Origin of the sequence: Microbacterium enclense (genome assembly GCA_038182865.1) — a bacterium.
Classification (GTDB): Bacteria; Actinomycetota; Actinomycetes; order Actinomycetales; family Microbacteriaceae; genus Microbacterium; species Microbacterium enclense_B.
On the sequence record CP116226.1, the window covers coordinates 2,882,130 to 2,899,545 of the forward strand.

Consider the following 17,416-nt stretch of genomic DNA (forward strand, 5'->3'; position numbering starts at 1 on the left):
GCTCGCCGACATCGAGCGCGACACGGTCGACCGAGTGCGCCACGATGGTGCCATGACCACCGGACCCCGCGACGATCCGTCCTCGTTCGACGCGGCACTCCGCGATGTCGCCCAGGCTCTGAACGCCATGGGCCACGGCGACCCGGGACCGTTCACGGCCCTGTGGACCCGGACCGACGACGCCACCTTGATGGGCGGATTCGGAACGCACGCGACCACGGCGGCCGACGTGGCGTCGACCCTCGAGGTCGTCGCCCGGCGCTTCCGGGGAGGGACGCTCGTCCCCGAGTACGACCGTGTGCTGGTCGCGGGCGACTGGGCGATGACCGCGGGCCGCGAGAGCGGGGTGCTGTCGGTCGACGGTGCCGAACCCCGTGCGTTCGTCGTGCGGGTGACGCACGTCTGGCGCCGGGAAGACGGCGCGTGGCGCATCGTGCACCGCCACGGCGATCACACCACGACGCCGGTCTGAGGGCCGGTCGCGGCGGCGCGGTCAGTGCAGGAGCAGCTTCGCCACGATCAACAGCCCGGCGATGACCGCGGCACCGATCGCGGTCAGGACCACCGCGATCGGCGAGGAGCCGCGCAGGCGCGCGCCCGCGGTCGCCACGATGACGAGGTAGGCCATCGCGACGCCGACGCCCCAGAGCAGCGCCGTCTGCAGGTCGACGCCCGTCGCGACGAGTCCCACCACGACGAGGAGCGGGAGGAAGGTCACCGACACCATCGGCGCGCTCACCGCGAGGTGGTGGCGGATGACGGGCCAGGCGCGCTTCGACGACACATCGCCGAGCGTGTACGCGAAGACGTGGGTCGCGAAATACACGAGGTTGGTCAGGGCGACCACGGCGATGACGTCCGCGAGGTCGGCGTTGCCGAGGCCGATGAGCGTGGACGCCGAGACCAGGGCGCCGTAGCAGCCCGCGCTGATCCGCTCGGCGGCGTCGTGTCCCAGTCGGCGGCGGGGTTCCTCGGTCTCCATGGCCGGGTCAGTCTCTCTCAGATCGGCGTCGCAGCCCCGCCGACACGATCGCGACCACCGTGCCGACCGCGACGCCGATGACCGTCTCGAGGACGCGGTCGCGCAAGAGCAGGTCGGGGCCGGCGGGCGAGGCGAGCGAGACCATGAGCAGCGCGAGCGGGGTGATGAAGATCATCGCGATGCCGTAGTTGCGCCCGACGAACAGCTCGGCACCTGCCTGCAGCGCGATGGCGATGAGGATGACCAGCCACGGCGGCAGGCTGAGGGCGAGCAACCCGGCCGCGATCAGCACACCGAGGAGGGTGCCGACCAGGCGTTGCACGCCGCGAATCAGTCGAGCGGTCACGTGCGCTCCGCCGACGGCGGCGACGGCGCCGACCATGGCCCAGTACCAGTGGGTGCCGATGAGCAGGGCGCCGGCGATCCCGGCGAGCAGCGCCGCGGCACCGACAGTCGCCGTCATCTCCCACGCGACCGCGCCGATCGGAGGCCGCGTGCGGGCCGGGCGTCGCCAGGAGCCGCGCCGCAGGAGGACGAGGGCGGTGGTCACGACCAGGCTCCAGACGACGCTCGCGCCACCCACGACGATGACGAGGCCGAAAGTCGTTCCGGTGGCGGGGAAGCTCGCCGTCGCGCCGGCCGCGAAGACCGCGAACAGCGCGCCGGGCGGATGCCATCTCCTGCGGTACGCGAAGAGGGTGACTGCCGCCGCCACGAGCGCGACGGCGGCGACGCTCACGATCGCCGGTGTCGCGAAGAACGACAGCGCGGTGCCGACGAGCATCGACGCGACGAGGATCGCGCCGGCGGTCGCCTGCATCCGTACGCGGGTGCGTGGCAGATCGGTCCGGCCGTACAGCGCGGCGAACGCCCCGAAGCTCGCATAGACGCTCAGATCGAGTCGCCCGACGAGGAGGAGGACCAGCAGGGGGACACCGACGCTGAGCACCGCGCGGAGGGCGACGCGGTGATCGCCCTGACGCGGTCCCACCCGGATGACCCCGGTCCACACACGCCCCCGGGATTCCGCCACCTCCCCAGCCTACGCGCCGCGTCGCCGGCGCTCGGCCGAGCATCCGTGGCGGCGCGGGCGAAACTCCTGAGATATCGACGTCTGAGGGGGCGTCGAGGCCGCCGCAGGCCCGCGCCGCATGAATTCTCAGGAGTTCGCTCGCCCCCCCGCCGGAAACGGTCGCGCTGCGCGCGGCCGGGCATGCCTGGCCGGCCAGCGCCGTCCCGGGCGAAACTCCTGAGAAATCGGGGCCGTGGTGCCTCGAGACGCCGCCGCCCGGCCGTGGCCCCCGAGTTCTCAGGAGTTTCGCCCGCCCCACCCCACCGGGCGGCCCGCCCCACCCGGCCGCCCGCACCACCCCACCGTCCGGCCCGTCCCGCCGCCCGGCCCCGGGCGGCCGCCCGCCCCGCCCCGGCTGCCGCGCGATCGGCCGCGGAACGTCAAGGCCCTGGCATCCGGACCGCTGCTTCTGGTGGGGTGGAGAGATGGATGCCGAGCGAGAGAAGCCCCCGATCGAGCCCGGGCCCGAGCCCGACACGACCACGGCCGCCGAAGCGGAGCGGTCCGATCCCTCGCTCGACGAGGACGACCAGCCCGTCGAGTGAGCGTGGTTCGACGTCGAGGAGTCGGACGGATGCCGCTCTTCGCGTTCCGTAGGGTGGGAAGCCCCGACCCGCCCGAGGAGAGACGTGTTCCGCACGCCGCTGACCCTGTTCCGCACGCTCGCGATCGCCGAGGCGGTCTCGTGGACCCTCTTGATCGGCGGGCTCATCCTGCGGGCCACGGCCGACCTCCCGATCGCGGTGACGATCGGCGGCGGTATCCACGGTTTCGTGTTCCTCGCCTACGGCGCGACCGCCGTCCTCGTCGCGCTGAACCAGCGGTGGGGTCTCGCACCCGCGGCGGTCGCGATCGTCAGCGCGGTGATCCCTTATGCCACGGTGCCCACGGAGATCTGGCTGCAGCGCTCCGGACGCCTCCGCGGGGCCTGGCGTCTCGATGACACCGGCGATCCACGCGATCGTCGCCCGATCGACCGTGCGCTGCGCTTCTTCCTCCGCCGACCGTGGGCGCTCGCGCTGGTGCTCGTCGTCGTGGTCGCGCTGGTGTTCGTCGTCCTGCTCGTGGTCGGTCCTCCGGGCGGCAAGGGCTGACGAACGCGCCGTCAGCGCACGCCGATGCGCGCGGGCGCCGACGAGAGCGAGCAGATGCCCGTCGCCGTCTCGACGGTTCCCGACATCGAGAAGACCGCGAGACCCTGGCCGACGTACCCCACCATGCCCTCGCGCGCCGGCGTCGCCCCGGTTTGCCCCGCGAAGCGGTGGACGGTCGCGCCCGCCGTGCCCGAGACCGACAGGGCCAGATCGACACGCGCGATCGGTCCGGTCAGGGACGAGGTCTGCCACGCGAGAGCGACGACGCCCCCACCCCAGCTCGTGGCCGTCAGAGTGAGCGCACCGCACTCCTCTCCGCCGACGGCCTCGGTGCGCAGCGCGGCGTCGGGGGGAGTGGTGCTCGCTCCGCACACGTCGATGCCGTGACGTCGCGCGTACTCGCGACCGCTGACGCTCACCCGCGAGCAGTCGGCGAAGAGGGGAGTCGTGACCGTGGCGCCGCGCGGATCGCTGTGCGGGCTCACGGCGGCCGCCTCGCGCGTGGCTATCGCGGGCGCAGCGGTCTCGGGAGCCGCGGTCGCGGGCGCCGCGGTCGCGGGCGCAGCCGTCTCGGGCGTCACGGTCGCGGCGAGGAACGCCAGGGACGAGGCGACGGAGAGCGCCCCGATGACGAAACGTCGCATGGCGCCTCCTCGCGCGGATGAGCCGAATCTACGTCGCTGTCGCGCTCGACGCACTCACCGCTTCGTCGACACGGTCACCGTGAACTTCCGGTCGCGCGCGATCTGACGCGTCGGCCCGACCAGACGCTCGAGCGCGGGGCGGTACTGCAGCGCGGAGTTCCACACCGTCCACAGTTCCCCGCCCGGGCGGAGGACCCGCGCGGCCTCGGCGAACATCCGCGGCGCGATGCCCTCGGTGACCGCCGCACCCGAGTGGAACGGCGGGTTCAGCGCGATGAACGCCGCACTGTCGTCGGCCCGCGAGCGCATCATGTCGTCGCGCACGACGGTGATCCTGTCGTCGAGGCCGTTGGCCTCCGCCGTGGCGCGCGCGGAGTCCACGGCGATTGCGGACTGATCGCACGCGAGCACGCGGAGCGACGGATGCCGCATCGCCAGGGTCGCTGCGACGATCCCCGTTCCACATGCCAGGTCGATCGCATCGCCATCCGCCGGTTCCGGGAGGTGGGCGAGCAGCAGGCGCGTACCGATGTCGAGCGAGGCTCCGGCGAACGCTCCGCCGAACGCGCGGATCTCGAGGTCGTCGACACGCGTGCGTTCGGGGTCGGGCTCGGCGCCGTCGTGCGGGCCTCGGGCGGTCAGGACGCGTGACTTCTGCCGCGCGTGCGAGACGTCGACCCGGTCGAAGCGCGCACGCAAGACCTCGTTCATCGTCGGCGTCATGTGCTTGAGCCGGCCGCCGGCGAAGACCACGACGTCGGGGTGGGCGTGCCGGGCGATCAGTCCGGCCAGATCGTGCAGCTCGCGCAGCGACCGTGGCAGACGCAGGAGCACGACGCGTGCGCCCGAAAGCAGAGCGGCATCCCTCCCGAGCGACGAGAACGTGCCGGTGAGACCGGTCGTGTCGGCGTTCGCGGCGAGGGCCTGTTCGCCGGTGAGCTCGTCCTGATGGACCCGGATGCCACGCGCCCCCGCCTCGGCGGCGGCCAGAGTGAGGGCGCCGTAGGCGTCACCGATCACCACGAGCTGCCCGTCGTCTAGGCCCGCTCGCGCCTCGGCGGACTCGTCGACGATCAGCCGGTCGGCTGCATCGGCGGCGAGAAGACCGGGTGCCTCGAGGTCGGGCCAGCGGCGGAGGGCATCGAACGAGAACGGCACTCGGCTACGGTACCCGGCGGTGCCTCGCACCGAGACCGGGTGGGAGCCTCGGGTCGGACACCCGTGATCAGGACCGGCGGTTCGCGGCGGCGGCCGCGGCCGCGAGGTCGGCGAGCACGGGCGGCACGTCGTCCTGGGGGACGACCGCCTGGATCAGCGTCAGGCCGTCGGACGCGCGGGCGGCTCCCAGCGCCTCGGTCAGACCACCGACCGTGTCGACGCGCACGCCCACGCTCGTGGCCGCCGGGTCCACGGCGGCCAGGAGCGTCGTCCAGTCCCAGATGGCGATGTCGTTGTATTCCTCGTGCAGACCGTGGATGACGCGTTCGACCGTGTACCCGGCGTTGTCGACGACCACGATGATGGCGGGGATGCCGTGCCGCACGATCGTGCCCAGCTCGGCGCTCGTGAGCTGCGCGGCACCGTCGCCGATGAGCAGCACAGGGCGTCGTTCGGGTCTCGCGAGGGCGGCACCGAGGATCGCGGGCAGCGTGAAGCCGATCGCCGCCCACAGCGGTTGTCCGCCGAAGACGACGCCGTGCGGCAGCCGTTCGCCCGCCATGCCGTAGAACGACGTGCCCTGGTCGGCGAGCACGGTGTCGCCGTCGCGAAGGAACGCGGCCACCTCGCGCCAGAGGGCCTCTTGCGACAGGGCCGCACCGGGGTCGGCGGGGACGTGGGTCGAGACGGCGGGCACTTCCGTCGTGACGGCGAAGCGGCCAGGGAGCGCCGCGAGCTCCTCCGCCACGGCGTCCAGCGCGTCGCGCATCGCGAGGGGCCGGAAGTCGTCGTCGCCGATGCGCGCGTGCTCGCCGCGGACCTCGATCGTGCGCGCCGGGTCGATGCGCTGTGAGAAGAACCCGCTCGTCAGGTCGGTGAACTGCACACCGGCCATCACGAGGACGTCTGCGTCTTCGATACCGGCGCGGACGGCCGGGGCGCTCGTCGCACCGAGGTAGGACCCCAGGTACCCCGACGCCGACTCGTCGACGACGCGGCGGCCCCAGAGGAGCGACGCGTGCGGCACGCCGCAGTCGAGGACCCGGCGGAGGTGGTCCTCGGCGTCGAGGCGCGCGACGAGGATGTCGGCGAGCACCGCGGCCGAGTCGGCGACGGCGAGGCGAGCCGCGACCGCGTCGCGGAACCGCGTGAGCACCGCAGGGTCGGTGACCGTGTCGGGCGAGGGGAGCGGCTCCGACGGCGGATCGACGGGCGTCTCGCCGATGTCGGCGGGGATGAGGAGGTACCCCGGCAGACGCCGATGGCGCACCTCGGTGAGCAGCCGGTCGATCTGGGCCGTGGCATCCGTCGCCGTCAGGATCTCTTGAGCGGCGGTGACTTCGGCGGTCATGCGGGCGAAATGCCCGAAGTCGCCGTCGCCGAGGGAGTGGTGGCTCGCGCGCCCGGCCGCCTGCACCGCGGTCGTCGGGGAACCGACGACGTGCAGCACGGGGACGTGCTCGGCATAGCTCCCGGCGACCGCGCTGATCGCGGAGAGCTCGCCGACACCGAAGGTCGTACTGAGGGCGCCGATGCCGTGCAGACGCGCGTAGCCGTCGGCGGCGTAGCCGGCGCCGAGCTCATTGGCGCAACCGACCCACTCGATGAGCGGGTGACGCTCGACATGGTCGAGGAACGCGAGCGTGAAGTCGCCGGGAACACCGAAGAAGTGCCGGACCCCCGCTTCGGCGAGCCGATCGAGGAGGTAATCGGCCACGGTATAGGTCGTCATGGCCGAGCGTCCGCGCTTACCGGGTGCCGAAGTGGAAGGGCAGCGCGAGCGATGCCGAGACCAGGATGATGCCGAGGGCGAAGAAGAGCGCGGGGGCCGCGAGCGAGAACGAGAGGCCGGTGAGCAGCATGCCCCCGACGAACAGGATGAGCGAGACGATGAACATGAGGATCCCTTCGGTCGGTCCAGGCTACCGTGCCGGGTCGACCGGTCGCGTGTCGGCGGGCCGGCGGGGCGTCTCGCCGAGGGCGGCGTGCGACCACAGCGTGCTGCCCGCGACGGCGGCGGGCATCACCGCGACCGCGCCGAGCGGAACGAGGAAGCAGAGCTGCGTCGCGACGCCGAAGCCCAGGGCCCTCGCCCGGTTCTCGCGCAGGAGGGCGCGGCGGGCGGTGCGATCGAGTCCGCGAGCCGACAGTGATCGCGAAGTGAGCTCGTCGGCGAGCAGCCAGCCCGTGAGGAGCAGGCCGATCAGACCGCCGAGCACCCCGCCGACGAGGGGGATGAGCCCGAGTAGCCACGCCAGGATCGCGACCAGGATGCCGCGCAGGACCAGCCGCACGCTGTCGCCCACCCCGCGCCAGAAGCCGTATTCGGTGTCGGGCACCGCGCCGAGGGCGGACCGCTCGGTCGCGCGCCAGATGCGGTCGTAGATCGGTTCGCCGACCGTGAGGGTGACCGCGGTGAAGGAGACGGCGACGAGGAAGAGCACGGCTCCGAACGACGCGACCCCCAGCGCCAGGCGCAGGGCGCCGCCCCAGAAGGGCTGCCAGGTGTCGGCGAACGGGGTCCAGTCATCGACGAGGGTGGGCAGCCAGAAGCCCCACCCCACGAGCACGGCCCCGAACACCAGGCCGACGACCGCTCCGGGGATGAGGCCGAGCGCCATCGCGCCTGGGGTTCTCCTCCACTGACCCAGCCCGCGAGCGAGCATCGCGGCCCCGTCGAGAAAATCGCGCATAGGCCGAGTCTCGCAGACGACCCATCGTGGGCGGGCGCGTGTCGGCGGCCGATGCCAGGATGTGGGCATGCGCATCCGCACGACCTCGACGCAGCGAACGTACCGCTACGTGCGGCTGTCGATCGTCGGGGCGACGCTGGCCCTCGCGGTCGCGATCGCGTTGCAGGTGGCGACCGGGGGAGTGCTCTCGTCGCTCAGCGCCGCCTTCTACACCCCGGCGGGCGATCTGTTCGTCGGCGGTCTGTGCGCGGTCGCCCTCGCCCTGCTCGTCTTGTCGGGACACAGCATCGAACAGGGATTGCTCGACGTCGCGGCGGTGTTCGCGCTGGTCATCGCCTTCGTGCCGACCCCGATCTCCGATGCCTCGTGTCCCGATGAGACGGTGTGCGTGCCCGCCGTGGCGGTCCCTGGAGTCATCGTGAACGGTGCCGCCGTGGCATCCGTCGCCGTTCTCGTGCTCATCGCCGCGGCGGTGCTCGCGCGCACCCAGGGAGCGGCCGGGGTGGGCACGGTCGTGACGCTCGCCGCCGTCGCTCTCACCGTGGCCGCCCTCGTCGGCTGGGCCGTCATCGACCTCGAGGCTTTCCTCCGCGCGGCGCACAACGTGGGGGCGATCGGCTTCTTCACGGTGATCGGACTCGTCGCCGCGGTGGCGGCTTGGCGGCCGCAGCGCTCTGGCCGGCGGTTCCGCGTCCTCTACGGGATCGTCGCGATCGGCATCCTCGGGTCGCTCCTGGCGTTGGTCGCCGCCCTCGTGACGGGCGAGGGCGGTGCGCGAGAGATCGGCGGGGTGCCGGTTCTCTTCGTCGGTGAGTCGGTGGTGCTCGCCCTGTTCCTCGTTTTCTGGCTGGTGCAGACGGTCGAGCTCTGGGATGCGCCGGATCCCGCTTTGCGCGCGTGAACCGGTGCGCATGTATCGCGGGGCGAGCCGGGGCGCGTGAGCCGGCCCGCGGACCCGGCGCGCCCGATCCCGGAGGTGCGAGTCCGCCGGATCCCCTATCGACGGCCGGGTGGGGCGGTGCGACGCTGACGCCATGTCCGCGCTCAGTCCCCGCATCCTCTTCCCGCTGGCGCTCGTCGCCGCCATCCTGACGGGCTGTGCGCCGGCACAGAGCGCCTCGACCCCGGATGCCGCGAGCGAGGCGCCCGCGGCCGATCCGGGCGAGGTGCCGGCAGTCGGCGCCCGCTTCGGCTGCACCGACGGGATGCTCGCGTATCTCGCCGACAACGGTTTCGGGGACGTGCCCGCGGCCGATCCGGCGAGCTTCACGTTCCCCGAGGGAGTCGACCCGGCGGTGACGCCGACGTGCTTCGTCTCGGAGGACGACGGCCAGGGAGCGTCGCGCGAGTCCGCCCTGTTCTTCGACGACCCCGACGGGGCGATCCGTCGCGCCGACGAAGCCTTCGCGGCCGCGGGGTGGCAGGGCGAGGCGAGCGACTCCCTCGCCGGGACGACCGGTATCTGGTGGAGCGATGGGGATGATGCGATGTCGGCCCGCCACTCGGTGGGCGGTGGTGTTGTCGAGGTCGACGGACGCAGCGCCGCGTGGTTCACCTGGGCCTCGTGATGCGGGGCAGGGGCGCCCGGCTCGGGGCTGTGCGGCACCTCGGGAGATCGCCGGGAATATCCTCTGAGGCTGGCCGTTGAAGTTGATACACAGTCACTCAAGTCTCAAACTTGAGTGAACCTGACTCATGTATCACAGGAGACCACGTGTCCGAAGATGTCACCCCCGGCGCCGGGGACAACGGCGCTCAGTCGTTCGACGAGTTCCTCGCCCGCTACCTCGCGGGAGAGCGCGCTCGCGCCGAACGATCCATCGATCTCAGCCGGTTCCTGAGCGCCCGCACGCAGGAAGCGCTGCAGGCCGCCGGCCGCTACGCGCTGGGTCGCGGTCAACGCGAACTCGACGCGCTCCACGTTCTGCACGTGCTCGTCGGGCAATCGCCCGCGCGCGAGGCGGTCACCCGACTCGGTGCCGACCCCGTCGCGATCGCGCGCGCCGCCGAGAGTCGATTGCCGGCCGCGAGCGATGCGGCCGACGTCGACGGGGCCGTCGTCGCGGGATCCGTCCAGCGCGCGCTCTTCCATGCCTTCCAGGTGGCCCGCGCTGCGGGATCGACCTACGTCGACCCCGACCACCTCTTCTTCGCCCTGGTCCTCGCGCAGGACGCTCCCGCCGGGCAGATCCTCGCCCAGGCCGGGGTCACCGCAGAGGCCCTGACCCAGGGTGTGCGCGAGACGGTCGTCGGCGGGGGTGAGGATGCGGCACCGACCGAGGCGGCATCCGTCACCCCGAACCTCGACCGTTTCGGCACCGACCTCACGGCGCGGGCCGCGGCCGGCGAACTCGACCCCGTGATCGGTCGCGCCGACGAGATCGAGCAGACCATCGAGATCCTCAGCCGGCGCACGAAGAACAACCCCGTGCTCATCGGCGAAGCCGGCGTGGGCAAGACCGCGGTCGTCGAGGGGCTGGCCCGCGCGATCGTCGCGAACGAGGTCCCCGAGCAACTGCGCGACACCCGCGTGGTGTCGATCGATCTGGCCGCGATGCTCGCCGGCGCCCGCTACCGCGGCGACTTCGAGGAGCGTCTGACCCAGACGATGGACGAGATCGCGGCATCCGAGAAGCTCGTCGTCTTCGTCGACGAGGTGCACACCCTCGTCGGTGCGGGCGGAAGTGGCGACGGATCGATGGATGCCGGCAACATCCTGAAGCCGCGCCTCGCACGCGGCGACGTGCACCTGATCGGTGCCACCACCCTGCGCGAGTACCGCACGATCGAGAAGGACCCGGCGCTCGAACGACGCCTGCAGCCCGTGCGCGTCGGCGAGCCGTCGATCCCGGATGCCGTGGAGATCCTCCGCGGGCTGCGCTCGGCGTACGAGGAGCACCACGCCGTCAGCTACACCGACGACGCGCTGCGCGCCGCCGTGGAGCTCAGCGACCGCTACCTGCCGGACCGCGTGCTCCCCGACAAGGCGATCGACCTCATCGACCAGGCCGGCGCGCGTCTGCGGCTGCGGCTGGGCGTCTCGGTCGACACGACGGCGTTGGTCGAGCAGCTCGCCGTCCTGGAGGCCGAGAAGAACGCGGCCGTCTCGGCGGAGCACTACGAGGAGGCGTCGCGCCTGCGCGACGAGATCGCCGCCGTCCAGACGCGCCTCGATCACGCGACCAGCGCGCCGCGCGCGGAGGCCGTGGTCGACGAGCCCGAGATCGCCGCGGTGATCAGCCGTGCCACCGGGATCCCGGTGGCGCGCCTCACCGCCACTGAACGCGGACGCCTCTCGCAGCTGGAGGACGAGCTGCACGCCCGGGTCATCGGGCAGGACGACGCGGTGACAGCCGTGGCGAAGGCCGTCCGTCGCAACCGGACCGGCATGGGAGACGAGCAGCGCCCCGTGGGCTCGTTCCTCTTCCTCGGCCCGACCGGTGTCGGAAAGACGGAGCTGGCCAAGGCTCTCGCCGGATCCCTGTTCGACGACGACGGCGCCGTGATCCGCTTCGACATGAGCGAGTTCGGCGAACGGCACACCGTCTCGCGTCTGGTCGGTGCCCCTCCCGGATACGTGGGCTACGACGAGGCCGGTCAGCTGACCGAGCGCGTGCGTCGAAACCCGTACTCGGTGGTGCTGTTCGACGAGATCGAGAAGGCCCACCCCGACGTGTTCACCCTGCTCCTGCAGGTGCTCGACGACGGCCGTCTGACCGACGGCCAGGGGCGCACGGTCGATTTCCGCAACACCGTCATCGTGATGACCTCGAACCTGGGCGCCGAGATCCTGGCATCCCGCTCCGGTGCGATCGGTTTCAGCACGACGGGACGCGAGTTCGCGGCCGCCGACCTGCGCGATCGGGTCATGGGCAAGCTCCGCGAGGCGATGCGACCCGAGTTCCTCAACCGCATCGACGACATCGTGCTGTTCCAGAAGCTCGAGAAGGCGCAACTGCGCGAGATCGTGCGGCTGCTGCTGGGCGCGACCTCGCGGCGGTTGTCGTCTCGCGGCGTGACGCTCGAGGTCACGGACGCCGCGGTGGACCGCCTCGTCGAGGTCGGCTACGAGCCCGAGTACGGTGCACGGCCACTGCGGCGGGTCATCCAGCGGGAGGTCGACGACCGGATCGCCGACCTGTTCGTCTCGGGCGAGCTCGGCGACGGAGGCACGGTGACGGTGGATGCCGACGGCGCGGGCTTCGCCGTTCGCGCCGGCGTGAGCGTCCTCGCGGCGTGAGCACCCCAGGCCCCCGGAACCCTTCACGGTTCCGGGGGCCTTCTGCTGTGCGGGTCGGCGCGGGCGGACCGGGCCGTCGTGCGGATGCCGAGGGCGGCACGCCGGGTGGGTTGGTGTCGGGGCGGCGTGTCGGGGCGGGGCTCCGCGGGACGGTCCGCCGGGGGTCTGGGGTGGGCCGTCGTGCGGATGCCGAGGGCGGCACGCCGGCTGAGCTGGTGTCGGGGCGGCGTGTCGGGGCGGGGCTCCGCGGGACGGTCCGCCGGAGCCGGTGGAGGGACCGAAGAATGCCGCCACCGGAGCCCCGATGTCGGCGGTTCGCGGCAGAGTAGAGACATGAGTCGTATCGGCACGATCTTCAGCCCCTACCCCCACCCGCCCGAGCAGCTGCGCGACGCCGCGCGTGCCGCGGAAGACGCCGGCATCGAAGAGCTGTGGCTGTGGGAAGACTGCTTCCGCTCCTCGGCCTGGGCCGCGGCCGCCGCCGCCCTCGCGGTCACCGACCACCTGCGCATCGGCGTCGGCATCGCGCCCCTCCCGCTGCGCAACGTCGCCGCTTCGGCGATGGAGGTCGCCACGATCGAGCGGATGTTCCCCGGCCGGTTGCTGCCCGGCTTCGGCCATGGGGTGCAGGACTGGATGCGTCAGGTCGGCGCCAAGGCGGCCTCGCCCCTGACCCTCATGCAGGAGCAGCTCCCCGCCCTGCGGTCTCTGCTCGCCGGTGACACCGTCAGCGCCGAGGGACGCTATGCCCGCCTGCGCGAGGTCACTCTCGACTGGCCGCCCGCCGCCGCTCCGCTGGTCTACGCCGCGGCCGAGGGGCCGAAGACGCTCGCGCTCGCCGGCGCCGTCGCCGACGGGGTGATCCTCGACAGTCGCCACACGGTCGACGAGATCGCCGAGGCCGTTCGCGTCGTCCAGCAGGGACGGGCGGATGCCGGTCGCCCCGGCCGCGCCGACGTCGTGGCGTACGTGCTCACGGCTTTCGGTCCCGACGCGCGTGAGCGCGCGACCGCGGTGCTGAAGGACCGCGCGGACGCCGCGGATCGGGTGCTGGCCGGCTCGGTCTCGGAGGTCGCCGAGGGCGTGGCGCGCTTCCAGGCCGCGGGAGTCGACGACGTCGTGCTGCTGCCGACCGACGACGTCGATCTGGCCGCCTTCTTCTCGGCCGCGGGACAGGTCGCCGTGGCCCTGCCGAACGCCGGGGGCGTCTCGTGACCCGCGGCGTCGTCTCGCTCGGTCTTGCGGGCTCGCTCGGACCGGAGGCGATCGCGTTGATCGCGCCCGAGGTCGAGAGCGCGGGCTTTCACACACTGTGGATCAACGACACCCCCGACGGTGACGCGCTCGCCGCCCTGGCCGCGGCGGCGCGCGTGACCCATCGGCTGCACCTCGCGACCGGCGTGGTGCCCGTCGACCGTCGACCGGCCGGCACGATCGCCGCCGAGGTGGCGTCCCTCGCCCTTCCGCTGGATCGACTGACACTGGGCATCGGCTCGGGCATCGCGAAAGAGGGAGCGCTTGCACGCGTCCGTGACGCGATCGACGTGCTCCACGACGCGGGCGTGCCTCGCGTCCTCGTGGGTGCGCTGGGTCCGAAGATGCGTCGGATCGGCGCCGAACGCGCAGACGGCGTGCTGTTGAACTGGGTTCCGCCCACCGAAGCGCACGCGCAAGCCGAGGCGTTCCACCAGATCGCCGCCACCGCGCACGTCGCCGTGTACGTCCGTACCGCGATCGTCCCCGCTGCGCGGGAGCGCCTCGAGGCCGAGACGGCCCGCTACGCCTCGTTCCCCAACTACGCCGCGAACTTCGAGCGGATGGGGGTGGATGCCATCGACACGACCATTCGTGACGTCACCGAACTGGGGGGCGCGCTCGAGGCCTACACGGCTGCCGCCGACGAGGTGGTGCTCCGCGCGATCGTTCCCGAGGACACGGCGGAGGCCTACATCGACTTCGTTCGGCGCACGGCGCCTTCTCCGACCTGAGTCGGCACTCGCGGGCCGGTGCGTCCGGCGCTTTCCTGCCCGCACGCGGCCGATTCGGCTCCGGGGTGCTGATTCGGCCCAGGAACCGGAGACCCCGTGAACGCGCGGTACGTCCGTCACCGCACCATCCGCACGGTCCGCGGGATCGGGCCGAACGCCGATTCGGTGCCGTCGGAGCGGAACCCGTTGCGCCGGTAGAACGCCTCCGCACGAGGGTTGTCCGCCGCCACCCACAGTGACGCCGGTCGATCCGCCAGCACCGCGTCGAGGAGCGCTTGTCCCGCACCCGTGCCGTGCGAGGAGGCGACGACGTACAGCGTCGTCAGCTCCTCGGGCCGCACCGCCTCGAGGCCGGGTGTCCGCTCCGTGGCCGCGAATCCGATGATCTCGCCATCGACGACCGCGACCATCACGGGTGCGGCACCGTCGCGCAGGGTCGCCGTCCACATGTCGATGCGTCGTTCGGCCGCGAACCAGGGGTTCGTGTCGGGGTCGTCGACGAACTTCCCGTATGTCTCGCGCCACGACTGCGCGTGGACGCGGGCGATGGCCTCGGCATCCGCCACCGTTCCGGGTCGGACGGCCGTGAACCGCGCGCGCCCGGGGACGTCGGCGAGCACCCGGTCGATCCAGTCGCGGCGGGGGAGTGTGGCGATCTCGCCGCGCGAGAACCAGCCCACTTCGAGCAGCTCCTCCTGGTCGGCGGCGGCGTCGCTGAGGAGTTCGCAGTCGTACGCCGTGGTGACGTAGCCGACCCGATCGCCGTTGGGGTAGGTCACCATCATCGGTGCGCCGCCGTAGACGCCGACGATCCCGCGGATGCGCACGTCGGCCCCGGTCTCTTCCCGCACTTCACGGTGCAGGGCTTCCGAGGGCTCTTCCCCGGGCTCGACGGCCCCGCCGATGAGGCTCCACAGCCCCGAGTGGCGGTGCCGCGCGAGGAGGAAGCGATCCGCGTCGCGGATCACCGCCGTCACCCCGGGGAGAAGCAGCAGGTCGGTGCCGATCCGCGAACGAAGTGCGGCGATGTAATCCGAGGTGGCCATGCCGCGAGTCTAGGAAGCCGGATGCCGCTGCGTCCGAGACGCGCGCCGGGTGCGGCTACGTCCGGGCGGCGAATGTGGCCAGGAGAGCCGCGATGAGCGCGCGTCCGCGCGCGGCCGGCATGCGTGCGTCGCCCTCGGCTCCGCGGGCGACGGCGATGCCGTCGAGCGCGGCGAGAAGCAACGCGGCGTCGTCGGGGGTGACGCGCGCCGAGGGGTACGCGGCGGTCAGGAGTCCACGCAGCGCTTCCTCGGTGCGCGTCCACTCCCGTTCGTGGATCGCGCGGATCTCCCCGTCCGTTCCCGCGCGTGCGGCGAACGCGGTCCAGACGACCGCGTCGCGTCGACCCGCGTCACCGAGGGCGGCGAGCTCCTCGCAGAAGGTCTCGAGTCGCGCGACCTGCGAATCCGCGCTGTCCAGCGCGGCGCCGATGCGATCGCGGAAGTGGGCGGTGACGGCATCCATCGCTCCGATGATGAGCGCGGCGCGCGTGGGGAAGTGATGCTGTACCGCGCCGACCGAGACCCCCGCTTCAGCGGCGACCTTGCGCACGCTGAGATCGTCGGTGCCGCCGGTCGAGAGCACGCGCAGGACCGCCTCGGTGATGGCTTCACGGCTGCGGTGCGACGAGCTGGGCGACGGGGAGGGGGCGTGCGTGTCCACCGTCGTAGGCTACGGTGAAGCCGTGAACAATACGAACGTATTGCAAGTCGTTTGTCCGCCCTCGACGTCGTGCGGGGCCTCGCCATCGTGGGTACCCTCGCCACGAACATCTGGGTGTTCTCCCACCCCTGGGGGCTCCTCGGGATGCTCAGCGCCCCGGTGCTGCCCGGCGAGTCGAAGGCCGCTGCCGCCGCCCAGCTTGCGCTCATGGCCCTGGCTCAGGGGAAGTTCCTCGCTCTGCTGTCACTGACCTTCGGTGTCGGACTCGCGCTCCAGCACCGGTCCGCCGTTCGCCATCATCGCCGCTGGCCGGGGCGCTACGTGTGGCGCGCGGCCCTGCTGTTCGTCGACGGGGCCGTCAACTACATCCTCATCGCGGAGTTCGACGTCCTCATGGGCTACGCCGTCACCGCGGCGGTGGTGTCGTTCCTGCTCCTCACCCGCCCGCGGGTGCAACGCCGCCTGATCCTCGTGTTCGGCGGCATCCATCACCTCCTCATCACGTCCATCGTGGTCGCTCTCACCCTCATCCCGGGTGCGAACGCGAACGCGGCCCTGCCGCACGAGCCCAGCCCCTACGCGACGGCGTCGTTCTGGGGACTTGCCGTGTTCCGCCTCGACAACGTCGCGGTCTTCCGCGCTGAGCCCGTGCTCATCGGCTTCCTCTCGCTGGCCATGTTCCTGGGTGGGGCGGCCTTGTGGCGGGCCGGTGTGTTCGGTGCCGAGGGTGTGCGTCTTCGGCGCCGGTTGATGATCGTCGGCGCGTGCGCGGCGCCGATCGATCTCCTCCTCGGGCTGACCGGCTCGCCCGCGGGGCTTCTTCTCGAGCGGTACGTCGCGGCGCCCGTGGTGGCCCTCGGCATCCTCAGCATCGTCGTCGAGATGTGCCTGCGCAGGGGGACGACCGGCTGGTGGGCGCAGCGCGCGACGGAGATCGGACGGGTGGCCCTCAGTGCATACCTGCTGCAGAACCTGCTCGGCGGTGCGATCTTCTTCGGTTGGGGTCTCGGCATCGCGCAGTCTCTGCAGCCGTGGCGTATCCCCGTGACGGTCGGGGCGTTCGTCGTCATCACGGCCGTCGTCGCCGCCTCGGCGCACCTCTGGCTGCGTCGCTTCACGACCGGACCTGTCGAATGGCTGTGGCGGGCGGCGGCCGGTGACGGACGCCGTTCGGGCACGGCTCCGGTGGATAGGGTGCGTTCGTGACCATCTCGCTCCCCGGGCTGCCGGCCCTGCATTGGACGGGCGTCGACGGCGACGCCGAGTACGACGAGGAGGCGCGCGCCCTCACCCTGCGCGCGGCCGGCGGCGTCGACTGGACCAACGACGCGACCGGCGGTCCCGCGCAGCACGCCGCGACCGCCCTCGCCTTCCCCGCACCGCACGGCGACTTCGTCCTCGCGGCGCGTGTTCGCATGAGCGGTACACGCTCCACCTTCGATGCCGGCGCCCTCGCGCTGTGGTCGCGCGAGGACCGGTGGGCCAAGCTCTGCAACGAGTACTCCCCGCAGGGCGACGCGATGGTCGTGAGCGTGGTGACGAACGAGTTCTCGGACGACGCGAACGGCCCGCTCTTCCCCGGCGAAGCCGTGCATCTCCGCGTCGCGCGTACCGGGCCGGCGTTCGCCTTCCACTACTCCCTCGATGCACTGTCGTGGCATTTCGTGCGCGTGTTCCGTGTGGATGCCGACCCGTCGACCATCTCGGTCGGCTTCCTCGCCCAAGCGCCGATGGGCGAGGGTGCCGCCGCCGTGTTCGACGAGATCGCCTACGCGGAGCGCTCGCTGAGCGATCTGCGCAACCTTCGCTGAGCGATCGGCCCGGCACGCGCACACGGG

18 protein-coding genes are annotated in these 17,416 nt (G+C 72.2%); 9 read left to right on the forward strand and 9 right to left on the reverse strand.

All coding sequences use genetic code 11. The annotated features are described in order from the left end of the window. The first annotated feature begins 52 nt into the window (after positions 1-52). Positions 53-472, forward strand: a complete 420-nt coding sequence (locus PIR02_13580; protein WZH35794.1) for a nuclear transport factor 2 family protein — start codon at positions 53-55, stop codon at positions 470-472. A gap of 21 nt (positions 473-493) precedes the next feature. Here the strand turns inward: PIR02_13580 and PIR02_13585 are convergent, their stop codons facing one another. Then, the gene (locus tag PIR02_13585; GenBank protein WZH35795.1) at positions 494-982 is read right to left on the reverse strand and encodes a hypothetical protein; all 489 of its coding nucleotides are present in this window, start codon (positions 980-982) and stop codon (positions 494-496) included. A gap of 7 nt (positions 983-989) precedes the next feature. Further along, entirely contained in the window at positions 990-2,015 is a 1,026-nt protein-coding gene (locus PIR02_13590) for an FUSC family protein (GenBank protein ID WZH35796.1), read from the reverse strand. A 668-nt stretch (positions 2,016-2,683) separates the two neighbouring features. Here PIR02_13590 and PIR02_13595 point away from each other — a divergent pair. Continuing rightward, the gene (locus PIR02_13595; GenBank protein WZH35797.1) at positions 2,684-3,148 is read left to right on the forward strand and encodes a DUF3817 domain-containing protein; all 465 of its coding nucleotides are present in this window, start codon (positions 2,684-2,686) and stop codon (positions 3,146-3,148) included. An 11-nt stretch (positions 3,149-3,159) separates the two neighbouring features. Here PIR02_13595 and PIR02_13600 read toward each other — a convergent pair whose 3' ends face one another. The 5 genes from PIR02_13600 to PIR02_13620 all read right to left on the reverse strand — a co-directional run bounded on the left by PIR02_13600 (position 3,160) and on the right by PIR02_13620 (position 7,643). Further along, the gene (locus PIR02_13600; GenBank protein WZH35798.1) at positions 3,160-3,792 is read right to left on the reverse strand and encodes a hypothetical protein; all 633 of its coding nucleotides are present in this window, start codon (positions 3,790-3,792) and stop codon (positions 3,160-3,162) included. Positions 3,793-3,846: 54 nt separating this feature from the next. Continuing rightward, positions 3,847-4,950: a methyltransferase gene (locus PIR02_13605; GenBank protein WZH35799.1), complete on the reverse strand. Its 1,104-nt coding sequence runs from the start codon at positions 4,948-4,950 to the stop codon at positions 3,847-3,849. Between the two features lie 67 nt (positions 4,951-5,017). Beyond that, complete coding sequence (locus PIR02_13610; GenBank protein WZH35800.1) at positions 5,018-6,682, reverse strand: thiamine pyrophosphate-binding protein; 1,665 nt, start codon at positions 6,680-6,682, stop codon at positions 5,018-5,020. A 16-nt stretch (positions 6,683-6,698) separates the two neighbouring features. After that, positions 6,699-6,848, reverse strand: a complete 150-nt coding sequence (locus PIR02_13615; GenBank protein ID WZH35801.1) for a hypothetical protein — start codon at positions 6,846-6,848, stop codon at positions 6,699-6,701. 24 nt (positions 6,849-6,872) lie between these two features. Next, positions 6,873-7,643 carry an EI24 domain-containing protein gene (locus tag PIR02_13620; GenBank protein WZH35802.1) on the reverse strand — a complete coding sequence of 257 codons (771 nt, stop codon included), beginning with the start codon at positions 7,641-7,643 and terminating at the stop codon, positions 6,873-6,875. A gap of 67 nt (positions 7,644-7,710) precedes the next feature. Here PIR02_13620 and PIR02_13625 point away from each other — a divergent pair, with 67 nt between their 5' ends. The 5 genes from PIR02_13625 to PIR02_13645 all read left to right on the forward strand — a co-directional run bounded on the left by PIR02_13625 (position 7,711) and on the right by PIR02_13645 (position 13,871). Next, positions 7,711-8,544, forward strand: a complete 834-nt coding sequence (locus tag PIR02_13625) for a hypothetical protein (GenBank protein ID WZH35803.1) — start codon at positions 7,711-7,713, stop codon at positions 8,542-8,544. Positions 8,545-8,677: 133 nt separating this feature from the next. Continuing rightward, positions 8,678-9,211: a hypothetical protein gene (locus PIR02_13630; GenBank protein ID WZH35804.1), complete on the forward strand. Its 534-nt coding sequence runs from the start codon at positions 8,678-8,680 to the stop codon at positions 9,209-9,211. Between the two features lie 146 nt (positions 9,212-9,357). Beyond that, positions 9,358-11,883: an ATP-dependent Clp protease ATP-binding subunit gene (locus PIR02_13635; GenBank protein ID WZH35805.1), complete on the forward strand. Its 2,526-nt coding sequence runs from the start codon at positions 9,358-9,360 to the stop codon at positions 11,881-11,883. Between the two features lie 333 nt (positions 11,884-12,216). Beyond that, positions 12,217-13,098, forward strand: a complete 882-nt coding sequence (locus PIR02_13640; GenBank protein ID WZH35806.1) for an LLM class flavin-dependent oxidoreductase — start codon at positions 12,217-12,219, stop codon at positions 13,096-13,098. Next, complete coding sequence (locus PIR02_13645; protein ID WZH35807.1) at positions 13,095-13,871, forward strand: LLM class flavin-dependent oxidoreductase; 777 nt, start codon at positions 13,095-13,097, stop codon at positions 13,869-13,871. Before PIR02_13640 ends, PIR02_13645 begins: the two co-directional genes overlap by 4 nt. Positions 13,872-13,987: 116 nt before the next feature. Here the strand turns inward: PIR02_13645 and PIR02_13650 are convergent, their stop codons facing one another. Both PIR02_13650 and PIR02_13655 read right to left on the reverse strand, forming a co-directional pair. Beyond that, positions 13,988-14,917: a GNAT family N-acetyltransferase gene (locus PIR02_13650; GenBank protein ID WZH35808.1), complete on the reverse strand. Its 930-nt coding sequence runs from the start codon at positions 14,915-14,917 to the stop codon at positions 13,988-13,990. A gap of 55 nt (positions 14,918-14,972) precedes the next feature. Further along, positions 14,973-15,578, reverse strand: a complete 606-nt coding sequence (locus PIR02_13655) for a TetR family transcriptional regulator C-terminal domain-containing protein (GenBank protein WZH35809.1) — start codon at positions 15,576-15,578, stop codon at positions 14,973-14,975. Positions 15,579-15,629: 51 nt separating this feature from the next. Between PIR02_13655 and PIR02_13660 the strand changes: the two genes are divergently transcribed. Both PIR02_13660 and PIR02_13665 read left to right on the forward strand, forming a co-directional pair. Further along, positions 15,630-16,784, forward strand: a complete 1,155-nt coding sequence (locus PIR02_13660; GenBank protein WZH35810.1) for a DUF418 domain-containing protein — start codon at positions 15,630-15,632, stop codon at positions 16,782-16,784. Then, positions 16,781-17,389, forward strand: coding sequence for a DUF1349 domain-containing protein (locus tag PIR02_13665; protein WZH35811.1), 609 nt, complete (start codon positions 16,781-16,783; stop codon positions 17,387-17,389). Before PIR02_13660 ends, PIR02_13665 begins: the two co-directional genes overlap by 4 nt. Positions 17,390-17,416: the final 27 nt, after the last annotated feature.

What these genes read in the sequence shown, in the direction of transcription:
- PIR02_13650 (WZH35808.1), bottom strand. Translation starts at nt 14,917, where the DNA reads ATGGCCACCTCGGATTACATCGCCGCACTTCGTTCGCGGATCGGCACC.
- PIR02_13610 (WZH35800.1), bottom strand. Translation starts at nt 6,682, where the DNA reads ATGACGACCTATACCGTGGCCGATTACCTCCTCGATCGGCTCGCCGAA.
- PIR02_13580 (WZH35794.1), top strand. Translation starts at nt 53, where the DNA reads ATGACCACCGGACCCCGCGACGATCCGTCCTCGTTCGACGCGGCACTC.
- PIR02_13620 (WZH35802.1), bottom strand. Translation starts at nt 7,643, where the DNA reads ATGCGCGATTTTCTCGACGGGGCCGCGATGCTCGCTCGCGGGCTGGGT.
- PIR02_13600 (WZH35798.1), bottom strand. Translation starts at nt 3,792, where the DNA reads ATGCGACGTTTCGTCATCGGGGCGCTCTCCGTCGCCTCGTCCCTGGCG.
- PIR02_13625 (WZH35803.1), top strand. Translation starts at nt 7,711, where the DNA reads ATGCGCATCCGCACGACCTCGACGCAGCGAACGTACCGCTACGTGCGG.
- PIR02_13585 (WZH35795.1), bottom strand. Translation starts at nt 982, where the DNA reads ATGGAGACCGAGGAACCCCGCCGCCGACTGGGACACGACGCCGCCGAG.
- PIR02_13640 (WZH35806.1), top strand. Translation starts at nt 12,217, where the DNA reads ATGAGTCGTATCGGCACGATCTTCAGCCCCTACCCCCACCCGCCCGAG.
- PIR02_13615 (WZH35801.1), bottom strand. Translation starts at nt 6,848, where the DNA reads ATGTTCATCGTCTCGCTCATCCTGTTCGTCGGGGGCATGCTGCTCACC.
- PIR02_13630 (WZH35804.1), top strand. Translation starts at nt 8,678, where the DNA reads ATGTCCGCGCTCAGTCCCCGCATCCTCTTCCCGCTGGCGCTCGTCGCC.